Source organism: Macrococcus sp. CoH-51_TC_04, from assembly GCF_058188655.1.
The window spans coordinates 49,053-62,138 of the sequence record NZ_JBVGOY010000001.1 but is presented as its reverse complement, the minus strand read 5'-3'; the positions used below and the strand labels follow the sequence as shown (position 1 = coordinate 62,138).

The window sequence follows — 13,086 nt, the reverse complement described above, 5'->3', positions numbered from 1 at the left end:
GTAATCTGGTCCCTGCTCATGCTCATCCTAATAATTATTCTTTAACCATTAAACCATCTTCTGTTTCATTCAGGTCGATGGTCACCTGTTTTACATCAATATGATCTAAATAGTAATCTGTAATAGAATCACGTACTTCACTTTCGATCAATCGACGTAATGGTCTTGCACCTAAAGCCTGATCATAGCCATGCTCGACTAACCAGTCTTTCGCACGTTCTGTCACTTCCATATCTATTGATTTACGTGCAACTACCTCCTGCACATCATGTAACAATAGTTCTACAATTTGTTTCAAATCTTCTTTAGCTAAATGCTTAAATTCAACAATCGCATTGAAGCGGTTTAAGAATTCAGGTCTGAAGTATCCTTTTAACTCTTCATAAATGGATGTGCGTTCACGGTCTTCACCAAACGATGCATTACTTGTTGCTATTATTATCGTATTCTTAAAGTTTACCGTATTACCCTGACCATCAGTCAGAGCGCCATCATCTAATACTTGTAGCAGCAATGTGAGAACCTGAGGGTTTGCTTTTTCAATTTCATCTAATAAGATGACCGAATATGGATTACGACGTACTCGTTCAGTTAATGTATTCGAGTTGTCATCATATCCAACGTAACCGGCAGTTGTACCGATCATTTTAGAGACAGCTGTCTGATCCATATATTCACTCATATCCAGACGGATCATCGATTCAGTCGTACCAAATAGTTCTAGTGATAGTTGTTTAGCAAGCTCTGTCTTACCGACACCTGTTGGACCTACAAACAAGAAGCTGCCGATTGGGCGATTACCATCATCAAATCCTGCACGATTACGTCTGATTGCCTTTGCAACAGCTTGAACTGCTTCATCCTGACCGATGACTTTACCTTCAAGTCTGGATTGCATATGTTTTAGACGCTCAATTTCATTATCATCCATCTGAGAAACGGGCACACCTGTCATGCGTTCTACAGTAGCAGACACATCTTCTTTTGATACATGATTACTTTCCACACCGGCTGATAATTTATCTTTTAAAGCTTTAATCTTCATCTGCAATTCATGTGCGCGATTAAAGTCTTCCTGCTCGACTGCCTGCATCTTATCAGCTTCGAGCGTTTCAATTTCTTTTTCAGTCTCTACTTTGTCTACAACCGTATTACGGGATGAAACATGTGCTGCCGTAATATCCATCAAATCAATTGCTTTATCCGGTAGCATACGGTTTGGCATATATTGGATGGATAAATCAACGATTGTTTCTATCAAATCATCACCAATCTTAACATTGTGGTGATTTTCATAATTTTCCTTAATCCCTTTTAAGATTTTAATTGTATCTGCTTTCGACGGTTCATTCACAACGACTTCATTAAAACGACGAGCAAGTGCCGGATCTTTCATTATATTATTGCGATACTCGTCCTGCGTCGTTGCACCGATAATAGATATCTCACCACGACTAAGCGCTGGTTTTAATATATCGGACAAACCTTTGCTTCCAGAATCTCCACCAGTTGCACCACTGCCAATAATCTGATGAATTTCATCGATGAATAATACTACATTTCCCTGCGCTTTCACTTCTTCAAGTAATTTCTGTACATTCTCTTCAAATGCACCACGATACTGAGTCCCCGCTTCAAGCGATGACACATCGATTGAAATGATTTCCTTACCTTTAATCGAAGCTGGTACATCCCCTTTTACAATTGCCTGGGCAAGACCTTCAACGACTGCAGTCTTACCTACACCTGCTTCACCGACTAGTATCGGATTGTTCTTAATTCGACGACTTAATACTTCAGCAGCTTGACGAACTTCGGATTCTCTACCTATAACGGGATCTAATTGGTTGTTTCTTGCTTCTTCTGTCAAATTTCTTCCTATCTTATTTAAGAAACTATCGCTCGTTTGTTTTGAAGTATGAGGTTGATGTTGATGTTGATGTTGCTGAATCGCATCACTCGATACTTCCTGTCCGTTAATATAAAACTTGCGTGAGACCTGCCCTTCATTCATTTCATTAAACATTCTATTAAAAATCGCATCAAAATTATTATCAAAAATACCATTATTCATATTAAATCACTCCTATATTCAATTTTAATCGTGCTAGCAGAAGTTTCTTATCACTTCTGTAATTACATTATACACCAATAGTCAAAGATAGTCAAATATAATTTTGATTATCTTTGATCAATTGAATTCATATTTTTATTGTGTTAAATAAAAATAATTATATTTTTAATTGTAATTAATTACATATATTAACATGAAGAAAAATGAAAGAAGCTACTGCGATTTATATAAAAATAAAAATCTTTTACTTAAGGTTTATTTTGAAAATTAATTTCCAATTCATATTTAAATTATTAAATTTATATCCCTTTTTATTTGTATTATCGAATTGATTATGTTTTAATATGTGCTGTTACAGACATAGTACATTTCAACAAATATTACGAGAACATTTCAACGTTGTAATGAATTGTTATGTAGCTGTAACGCACAGACATATTAATTGTGTTAGTGTATGTAGTGTCACTTAGCCAAATGAATCTTACTTTGATTCATAATATTAATTAAACAAATTACTGGAGGATTTTATATAATGAAAAAAGCAATTATGACTTCAACATTAGCATTAGCATTAGGAGTAACTGGTGTTTCAGCTTCTCAAGCAGATGCATCTACGGAAACAGCAGAAACAAATCAAATCAATAAAGCCGAATTAGCAAACTTAGCATTAAACAACCCATCAGCTTTAAATGAAAACCCTGTACACGAAGGGGCTTATCACTATGAATTCACTAAGGATGGCTATCATTTTACCTTTGATTCAAATGGTGCGCACTGGACTTGGGAATATAACCATACTGGATCAGCAGATTCAGAAGCATTCAGCTCAGTAACAAATAACAACTTCAAACAGGAGCCTGTACATGCACAGGCTCCTGTAGCAAAGACACCTGCTCAAACATATGTAGCACCTAAAGCGCAGACACCTGCTCAAACGTATGTAGCACCTAAAGCGCAGAACTATCAAGCACAATCAACATATAAAGCGCCAGCTCAAACACGATCAGCAACTTCACCAGTAAGTGTTAACTCACATTTACAAGTAATTGCTCAACGTGAATCTGGCGGTAATATCCGTGCAATTAACTCAGAATCTGGCGCAGCAGGTAAATACCAATTCTTACAATCTACTTGGGATTCAGTAGCTCCAGCTGAGTGGAGAGGCGTATCTCCAGCATCAGCACCTGAAGCAGTCCAAGATGCAGCCGCTGTTAAGTTATACAATACAGCTGGTCCATCTCAATGGGTTACAGCTTAATCTTAAGAAATAAAAAATGAATGTGCCGTTTGGCACATTCATTTTTTATTTCTTAAGATATTCAAAAATTCGTTTTGCGTTATCTGTATTATCCATATTACCTCTCCAAGTTTGTGCACCTGGACCATATCCATAGACGTTTACATCTTCTCCTGTATGGCCATTCGTTGTCCATCCTGTGTAGCTACGTTTGTTAACTGTCGCTTCAATTGCATCCTCAATCTTTTCATCATCTTTTTTAGCAACAGCTTCTTTTATGGCTTTCATTTCAGCAGCTTCTAATGCAAATCCAATATTTTCTGTGATTATTTTATCTATATTTGCATCTTTTTTCAGCAACTCTGCACTCAAATATTCAGGAGTATGCTTCATCTGTTTGATAGGATCAACAAGGAAGTTATATTCTCCACCTTGTCCCATCGACATTCCACCTGTAGAGTGATCGGCAGTTGCAATGACTAACGTATTACAGTCTTTCTTCGCAAAGTTAATCGCTGTCTGGAAAGCTAAGTCAAAATCCTTCATTTCGCTCATCGCACCTGTAATATCATTTGCATGTCCTGCCCAGTCAATCTGAGATCCTTCAACCATCAGGAAGAACCCATCTTTATCACCGCTTAATTTTGTCAAGGCAGTTTCGGTCATATCTTTAAGTGACGGCATACTTTCATTTCGATCTATCATCTTCGGCATCCCACCTTGTGAGAACAGACCTAGAATTTGTTGATTCTTAGATTGCGCTGCTTTTGTCAAAGAAGCTTTATCTGTGACATAGCGATATCCATCTTTTTGGAATGCTTTGACTAAATTTCTATCCTTACGTTCAAAGTATTCTTTACCGCCACCGAGCAGTATATCTACTTTGTGCTGTCCATTTATCATTTCATCATAATAATCATCAGCAATTTGCGGCATATTCTTTCTAGAAATGTCGTGTGCCCCAAATGCTGCAGGAGTCGCATGTGTAATCTCACTTGTCGCAACTAAACCCGTAGCTTTACCTACTTCCTTCGCCTGCTCAAGAATAGTCTTTACTTCTTTCTTCTGTTTATCAACAGCGATTGCATTATTATAAGTTTTAGTACCGGCGCTCATCGCTGTCGCTGCAGATGCTGAATCTGTAATATTCTCATGATCATCATCAGCAATTGTGCGTTGTGCACCTAGTAAATAATGGTCGAAAGCAACTGGATCTAATTCATGTGTCTCTTCCTTATCTTCCATGTATCGATATGCTGAAGTATAAGAAGGACCCATGCCGTCACCTATCATAAAGATAACATTTTTTGGTTTCTGTTTATTGCCACATTGAACGACCTCTGATTTTACACCATTATTTTGTGGCAAAGGTTTTCCTCCCGCAAATGCAGTGGTCGGTGCAATTGCAGATAAAATTGTAGATACAGCTAATGTTCCAGCTGTAATATAACGAAATCTAGTCATTAATATTCCTCCAAATGTAAAAGAAATTTTTATTACTTGTTTAGATTAACAATCAATTATTAAGAGATTATAATACCTTTGTAAATAATTTATTAAGGATTAATAAATATATGTAAATAAAAATGGTTGAGACTAAAATCGTCTCAACCATTTTTAATTATTCACTTTATCAAAGTTGTCTTCGAAAAAATAACGCGTAAACGCATCAAATGGCCATATACGCAGAGCTACTTTACCCACGACATCGCTTTTATCAATAAGTCCTAATTCTCTTCTACTATCAAGGCTGACTTCACGATTGTCTCCTAATACCAGGTATTTACCTTCAGGAATCTTCTTATTACCGTCCGCATTTACTAACATATCTACAGTAAAATCATCCGTCAGCTTTTCATTCGTCTTGTTCTTGCGATTTTCTTTCAAATAATCTTCCTGAATATACTGTCCATTTATATAGAGTTTATCATTCTTATATTCAACCGTATCGCCAGGCTTACCAATCAATCGCTTTATATAGTCATTTTTAGTATCTGTATGAAAGACAATAATATCTCCACGATCAATGCTATCTGTCTTTGTCGCAATCTTATTGATAATCACGCGCTCTTTATCCTTAAACGTCGGGAACATAGAGTCACCATTGACTGCATACGTTGCAAATAAAAATGTATGTACGATATAGAAAACGACAAGTGCAACAAGTATTGATATGATCCATTCTTTTATCTCTTTTAACATATGTTATCTCCTTATTTCAAAATTCTATGCTATTATACCATTAATAATATATAAAAAGATAATGTCATACTGCCATACTTTAGATGTATAAACCAATTATATAAATTCTGATTTCCTGCGCAGAGGATAAGATTTAAATATACGGCTTCCTACTAGCCCAACAATTAGACAGATTACTGCAATAACGCTACCCCATCCAATAATCTGAAGTGGTTCGTTAAAGCCGAACATCACTAAAAATCCAGCTAGAGGACTCGCTGTTCCAGGTGCATCATTAATCATTCCAGAATGTGCAATAACCATACCCGCAAGTGCACCACCGATAAAGTTACAAGAATAGATCGGTACAGGATTTAAGGATATAATATCTGCCTGTGATAACGGTTCGATGCCAACAGCTAAGATAGAGGCACGATCTCCTAACTTTAATTTATAGAACATCGTTGAATTAATAAACGCTGAACTGAATGATACCATTGCAGCTATCGCCATCGGTAACCCTGTCAGACCAAGTAGTGCTGTTAGAGCCATCGAACTCAGTGGTGCAGTTCCTACAACCGTAATAATACCACCAAGCACAAATCCCATAACCAGCGGACTCGCATCTGTAGATTGCTGTATCACTTCGCCAATTTTAATTAGCGTATTATTTACTAATGGTGTAACAAGCATTGCAAGCATACGTGCAAGCGGCGCGATAATAATAATTCCTACAATTAGATCAACACCTTCAGGCACATATTTTTCAGCATATTTCATAACATAACCAACGACATACCCTGCAACGAACCCGGGTAATAAATCAAGGCCACCACAGCTTGCTGCTATAATGAGTGCATAAACGGGAGATACACCAATAGATAAAGCAACTAAACCAGCTGCTGCTACACCACCGAGACTTCCGGCTGTATCTCCTAATTCTTCTAGAAACTTTATTCCGAATATATTTCCACCAACGTATTTCTGAAACGCCTCGACAAGAAATGTTGCAATCGCGGCATTCGCTAATGCCCCCATCGCCTTCATACCAGATGGTGCTTTATACGTAAATAACGTAAACAGCACAAGGACAAGGAGTAAGAAACCTGTTCCAATCAAAATATCCACATCAACAATCCCTTCCTGTTTTTATAATATATATATGTGTTCTTATTATAGTAACAAAAAATAATCGATTGTTGTCGTATACATTTCACACTTTTCGAAATTTTCTTTTTAAATAAATAATAAAGTCAGAAGCTAAGTATTCGCTTAGCTTCTGACTTTAACTATTCTAACATTACAACTTACTTCACTGGAATGTCCCAATGTGCTTTAAATTCACACATCTCCCAGAACATATACTCGTAGTAGCTTGTTTTAACAATAATCTCCTCTAAATCTGCAAGTACACGCTCCGGCATACCTTCAGCAAGCTCATCCATCAGTGCAATTGCATCATTCGTAAGTTCCGTAAATGCTTCCCCTGAATATGTTTCAATCCAGTCACGATATGGATTATTATCATCTAATGCGCCGTCCTGCTCCGCTAAATGATTCCCGATATAGTTATAACTCCATGCGCACGCAAGCAGACACGCCGTAACATGTTCGGCACCACCACGCTGTGCATGGTTCAGCATATAGCTCGTATACGCTGTATTCACTGATGCCGCTTCAGTTGCTTCTAATTCACTTTCAGAAATGCCAAACTGTTTCGCATAGCTGCGATGTAAATCCATCTCCATAAACAACGTACCATGCAGCAGTTTAGAGAATATGCCCATCACACGCAGGTCAGGTGCCTTCGCACTCCCGATCGCCATTAATTTAGCCTAATCAATTAAATAAACATAATCTTGTTTTAACCAGAACTGAAACTTTTCCTTCTCAAGCGAACCATCACCTAGCCCCTTAACGAAAGGATGTTCCAGATAAGAAGCCCAGATCGGTTCGACACGCTTTAATATGCGCTCAGTAAACATGTTATTCCTCCTCAATAAAAAATGCCTATACGCAGGTATAGGCATTAAGCACTTCCCTACGCTGGTATAAACCAAACAGGTTCAAAGGGTCGGATTACTCCTCTCAGCACGAATGCACCCCTAGTGACATTTTTTATTTTTATTTGTAGTACAGTATAATCGTATCATATTAAATATTTATCTCAAGCCATTATAATCATAATCACTATCGGTATTATAGGAAACACAATAATCATAAATGCGATAAACCATGCAGCTGGTCTTGCCATATTGAGTGTCATCCCAAATTCAGATAATTTTGGTACCCACACGTTATCATCTTCTTTATTATAATAAAATAGTCCCCATATGTAATTTTTTTCATTATGATACGGTGCTTTATCATTTAAAGCGGCTGAGGCACGATACTTCTTATCATTGCTAATCTGCTGAATAATACCAAATATCACCACGACAATTGATATAAATATAATACTTTCCATTATATAAGGTGGCATATATTCTTTCCCGAACAGAACAGGTCTTACGAGAATGAAGATAAATAAAATTGTCATAATAAATGATATGACGTGCAGTAACATCTCGTTATTGCGCTTCGTATCTGTCGCATACTTTTTCGAAGCTTCTTTGTTTGCCGGACTCACATTTGACTGGTAAAGTGATAACCCTTTGCTTGAACCCCATAACACAAATATCATAAAGAGTGCTATGCCTGAAGGGAAGAATACAGTTATTATATTTTTATCACTCCAATTATCCGGTACACCATTAAGCCCCCAGTGCGTCGCAATTGTGTCAGGTATTGTATGATAGTTCATTGCAACATATATTACCGCTGCCATGAGCATTACGAATTGTATCATATAGAAGTATGAAGTCGTCGAATTTTCTTCATCCATTAAACTTGTATCTACAGCTTTATACATTTTAATGTCTGCCATCCAGTCTTCTTTTTCTTTTAAAGATCTCATCTGATTAAATGCACTTCTATATATCCAGATCATTGCGATAATCAATAGGAATATAAGTATCGTAAACAGGATAAACTGCAATTCAGATTGTAATATCGTCCTCAACAATAAATGAATAACTGCAAATAATATACTGATAATGAATACATTTCGTTTATACGTTTGCGCAATATTTCTCACCTTACTATCATTACGCTTACTGTCTGGAACATACACACTAAAGAGAATATTTCTTCTGATATATCGTGCATTCAGTAAAAAGAGTAGACCTGTACAAAGTAAGATAATAGTTGTAATAACGGCTTCCATATTATTCACGCTCCTCTAATTTTTTTAATAAGTCTGATATATCGACCTGCTTGCATTTCGCTTCATCGATTATCGGCTTTAATCGTTCCAGCAAATCTTCCTGTTCGGCTTTCGTAGCAGCCTTCAATGCATCCGGATGAATGATCGCACCTGACTTAGGCTGAACGAGTATCAACCCCTTATCTTCCAGGTAATGGTATGCTTTATTCACAGTATGCATGTTAATTTGTAATCCACGAGCTAAACTTCTGCTTGAAGGTAACGCATCATATGGCACTGCATTTTCTGATGCTATATTCGCAATTATCGCATTCGCAAGCTGCAAATATACAGGAGTCGTGCTCCCTTCATTTAATTCAATATATATTGTCAACACCCCTTTTTGTTATACATATTATAGAACAATTTAAAATACAAAATAAAAAGTTTCTGTTATATATTTAGTATAACAGATGATGGCGAAATTTCCATAAAAAAACTGAGACTTTATCGTCTCAGCTCTTAATTAATTCAACTTCCAAATATCAGTCGCATATTGCTGTATCGTTCGGTCACTAGAGAATTGACCCGACTTCATTATATTCGTCAAGCTCATCTGATTCCACTTCCTCTTATCCTGATATGTTGCCATCGCAGTCAAATGAATATCAACATATGAGTTAAAGTCTTTAAGCAGGAAGTACGGATCATTGTTTGTCAGTACATGGTAGTACAGGTCATTAAATGCATAGTTTCTGCCGAACTGTTCATTGATAAGCGCGTCCATCGCATTTTTCACACGTGAATCCGTCTTATAGATGTCCTCTGCTCGGTAGCCACCATTTAACTGATAATTAATGACTTCTTCAGAACTTAAACCAAAGATAAAGATATTCTCTTTACCTACAAGCTCAGCAATTTCAACATTCGCACCGTCCATCGTACCAAGTGTAATCGCACCATTCATCATCATCTTCATATTACCTGTCCCTGATGCTTCCATCGATGCAGTTGAAATCTGTTCTGATATTTCTGCTGCCGGCATAATATCTTCAGCTAATGTCACATTGTAGTTTTCTAGAAATACAACTTTAATTCTATTATCAACATCTGTATCATTATTAACTACATTTGCAACAGCATGAATCAGTTTGATCACTTCTTTAGCAATATGGTATCCCGGTGCTGCTTTGGCACCAAAGATAAATGTTATCGGTTGTATTTTTATAGACGGCTTACGCTTAATTTCATTATAGAGGTAGATAATACGCAGTAAATTCAATAATTGTCGCTTATACTCATGTAACCTTTTCACTTGCACATCAAATACAGAATGTTCATCTACTTCAATGCCTGTCTTATTGTAGATGACCTCTTTAAGTGCTTTTTTATTGTGCAGCTTCACTTCAGCTAATCGATCCAGGAAAGCATCGTCATTATAATAATGCATCAACTGCGTTAATTCCTGAGGATGTTTCACCCAGTTATTTCCGATAGTATCACTGATTAAGTTTGACAGCTCAGGGTTAGAGGTCATCAACCACCTTCTATGCGTTATACCGTTCGTCTTATTATTAAATTTCTCTGGCGTCAGCTTATAGAAATCATTAAATGTATAATCTTTAATAATTTCAGAGTGGAGCGCAGCTACACCGTTCACACTGAAAGAACCGACGATAGCAAGCTTGCTCATATGAACCACATTATTACTGATGACTGCAAGATCACCAATCTTATCACGCATTTCTGGATGTGCTTCATATACACTCTTACAGAAACGTTCATTGATTTCATTGATAATCATAAAGATACGCGGGTTAACATTCTGAACTTGATATACTGGCCATTTCTCTAGCGCTTCCTGCATGATTGTATGATTCGTATAGGCAAATGTGTGCGTAGTAATGTGCCACGCGTCATCCCATCCGAGCCCTTCTTCATCCATCAGAATACGCATCAGTTCTGGAATACCGAATGTAGGATGCGTATCATTGATCTGAATACAATGATACTTATGGAAGTCTGTTACAGGCAGCTGATAGCGTTCTTTGAATTGATTGATCAGCGTCTGAATCGTAGATGAAACTAAGAAATACTGTTGCTTGAGACGTAAGAATCTACCTTCTTCAGTTGAATCATCAGGGTATAAGAAACCTGAAATACGTTCTACACTTTGCATATGCTCAAGTCGATTCTTGTTATCTCCATGATCTATCGTGTCGTGTGGTAGTTCAGCACTCCAAAGACGCAGCTGATTGACATTATCATTATCATATCCTACAACACCTACATCATATGGCACTGCAAGTACTGTCTCCTGGTTACTATAAGTAAATTTAAGATTGCCATCTTCAAGTACTTCTGAAGTGACTTGACCTCCAAAATTTACAGGCACTGCTTCCTCTATTCTTCTTGTTTCCCAAGGGTATACTTCCTGTAACCAGTTATCTGGCAATTCAATTTGTGTACCGTTAACAATACGCTGTTCGAATAACCCATAGCGATAACGTATACCAAAACCGTTTCCCATATATCCTAAAGAGGCGATAGAATCTAAGAAACACGCAGCAAGTCTACCAAGACCACCATTTCCTAATCCAGCATCATTTTCTTCACTATAAATTTTCTTAGGGTCACGACCGAGCTCAGTCAGTACTTCATTACATACATCTAATAGTCCGGCATTCAATAGGTTACTTTCAATTAATCTTCCAATCAGAAATTCCATCGATAGATAGTTAATCTGGCGTCTTTTAGCTTCAATGTTATGATGTCTAGTATCCACTCCTGCCTGATTAATTTCATCTTTTAATATAGAGCATATTGCGTAGAATATATCGTTATCTGTAGACTCTTCCAAGGTTGCAGTACGTTTATTCATCAACTTAGTTTCTAATACTTTACGAAATTCTGATTTTGTATATGTTTTCATTGAAGTCTCCTTAATAGATGTCTAAGTATTGTCGTGCTGAAGCATCCCAGCTATGATTCACTTTTGTGATGTTCTTAATCAGAGCTTTGTATTTATTTTCATCATGATAGATTAATAATGATGCATAAAGCCTATCTAATAATTCATGTGCATTATAGTTGGCAAAGGATAATCCAGTACCTTCCATCGACACTTCATTGAATGGAATGACGGTATCCTTCAGTCCCCCTGTTTCACGAACTATTGGAATTGAGCGATATTGCAGCGCGATCAGTTGACTCAGACCACAAGGTTCAAAAAGTGATGGCATGATAAAGAAATCGCTTGCTGCATAGATTTGTCTTGAAACCTGCTCATCGAACCCTCTATAGAAGCGTACTTTATCTGGATACTTCTCCTGAAGATAATTAAAGTAGTTTTCAAACTCTACTTCGCCATTTCCCATGATAAAGAGCTGTACCTCATTCTGGATAAATTCTTCCATAATACGCATCACAAGATGCAGACCCTTTTGTTCTACCATCCTCGTGATTATTGCGTACATCGGTATATGAGCAGAATTCGGAAGATCGAACGTTTCCTGAAGTATCGTCTTGTTCTCTCGTTTCTTAAGTATCGAACTTTTGAAATTGACGGCGATGTTCTTATCAGTAAGCGCGTTATAATCTTTAACATTTATCCCATTGACAATACCTGTTAAATCACGTGCACGCATATTCAATAAGTCGTCAAGCCCTTCGCCGTAGTATGGTGACTTAATTTCTTCAGCATAGCTCGGAGATACCGTTGTAATCTTATCAGCATGGAAGATACCTGCTTTCATAAGATTCAGCATGCCTCTCCACTCGAAACCCGCGAAATGAACGCGCTCGAGGTTAAAAAGGTTGTCAAACGCATCGTACATCAGCATTCCTTGATATTTGATATTGTGGATTGTGAATACAGTACGCATTCCAGCAACAGGTTGCTTTATATTACAAAAGGCAACTGCCGCCCCCGCTTGCCAGTCATGTCCATGAAGTACGTCCGGTTTATAATCTCCTCTATAGATAAATTCTATTACAGCATTTGAAAAGAAGACAAAACGTTCTCCATCATCATCATAACCGTACAGTGTATCACGACTGAAATACTGCATATTATCAACAAAATAATATATAATACCATTCCATTTTAATGATAGAATGCGTGTATATTGAAAACGCCAGCCTACATGTGTCTGAAAAATCATTTCTTCTTTAAGCTGTTCCTTATATTCAGATTTTAAGTCTTGATAAAGTGGTAAAATCACACGCACTTCACAGTCACCTGTTTCATTTAAATATTGAGGAAGACTGCCGATTACATCAGCGAGTCCTCCAGACTTAAAGAAAGGTGTACATTCTGAAGCTACAAATAATATCTTTTTCATCACTTTT

At 37.1% G+C, this 13,086-nt stretch carries 9 protein-coding genes, 1 pseudogene and 1 riboswitch; of the genes and pseudogenes, 1 reads left to right on the top strand and 9 read right to left on the bottom strand.

Annotation, left to right across the window (positions count from 1 at the left end; translation table 11 throughout):
- Window positions 1–34: 34 nt before the first annotated feature.
- Window positions 35–2,074 (bottom strand): AAA family ATPase, encoded by a 2,040-nt coding sequence (locus tag ACZ2V4_RS00290; protein ID WP_490514339.1) that lies wholly within the window; start codon window positions 2,072–2,074, stop codon window positions 35–37.
- A 532-nt stretch (window positions 2,075–2,606) separates the two neighbouring features.
- Here ACZ2V4_RS00290 and ACZ2V4_RS00285 point away from each other — a divergent pair.
- Window positions 2,607–3,332, top strand: coding sequence for a transglycosylase family protein (locus tag ACZ2V4_RS00285; protein ID WP_490514338.1), 726 nt, complete (start codon window positions 2,607–2,609; stop codon window positions 3,330–3,332).
- A gap of 45 nt (window positions 3,333–3,377) precedes the next feature.
- Here the strand turns inward: ACZ2V4_RS00285 and ACZ2V4_RS00280 are convergent, their stop codons facing one another.
- The 8 genes and pseudogenes from ACZ2V4_RS00280 to ACZ2V4_RS00245 all read right to left on the bottom strand — a co-directional run bounded on the left by ACZ2V4_RS00280 (window position 3,378) and on the right by ACZ2V4_RS00245 (window position 13,079).
- Complete coding sequence (locus tag ACZ2V4_RS00280; protein WP_490514337.1) at window positions 3,378–4,775, bottom strand: alkaline phosphatase; 1,398 nt, start codon at window positions 4,773–4,775, stop codon at window positions 3,378–3,380.
- Window positions 4,776–4,928: 153 nt separating this feature from the next.
- On the bottom strand, window positions 4,929–5,513 hold the full coding sequence (gene lepB, locus ACZ2V4_RS00275; protein WP_490514336.1) for a signal peptidase I: 585 nt from the start codon (window positions 5,511–5,513) through the stop codon (window positions 4,929–4,931).
- A gap of 96 nt (window positions 5,514–5,609) precedes the next feature.
- Window positions 5,610–6,620, bottom strand: coding sequence for a PTS sugar transporter subunit IIC (locus tag ACZ2V4_RS00270; RefSeq protein WP_219494561.1), 1,011 nt, complete (start codon window positions 6,618–6,620; stop codon window positions 5,610–5,612).
- A gap of 179 nt (window positions 6,621–6,799) precedes the next feature.
- A pseudogene (gene tenA / locus ACZ2V4_RS00265) lies at window positions 6,800–7,522 on the bottom strand (thiaminase II).
- A riboswitch (TPP riboswitch) is annotated at window positions 7,514–7,609 on the bottom strand. (Overlaps the previous pseudogene by 9 nt.)
- A gap of 50 nt (window positions 7,610–7,659) precedes the next feature.
- On the bottom strand, window positions 7,660–8,757 hold the full coding sequence (locus ACZ2V4_RS00260; RefSeq protein ID WP_490514335.1) for a DUF1648 domain-containing protein: 1,098 nt from the start codon (window positions 8,755–8,757) through the stop codon (window positions 7,660–7,662).
- A gap of 1 nt (window position 8,758) precedes the next feature.
- Window positions 8,759–9,130 carry a GntR family transcriptional regulator gene (locus tag ACZ2V4_RS00255; RefSeq protein ID WP_283721637.1) on the bottom strand — a complete coding sequence of 124 codons (372 nt, stop codon included), beginning with the start codon at window positions 9,128–9,130 and terminating at the stop codon, window positions 8,759–8,761.
- A 132-nt stretch (window positions 9,131–9,262) separates the two neighbouring features.
- On the bottom strand, window positions 9,263–11,668 hold the full coding sequence (locus ACZ2V4_RS00250; RefSeq protein ID WP_419895530.1) for a glycogen/starch/alpha-glucan phosphorylase: 2,406 nt from the start codon (window positions 11,666–11,668) through the stop codon (window positions 9,263–9,265).
- A 10-nt stretch (window positions 11,669–11,678) separates the two neighbouring features.
- Window positions 11,679–13,079, bottom strand: coding sequence for a glycogen synthase (locus ACZ2V4_RS00245; RefSeq protein WP_490514334.1), 1,401 nt, complete (start codon window positions 13,077–13,079; stop codon window positions 11,679–11,681).
- Window positions 13,080–13,086 lie beyond the last annotated feature (7 nt).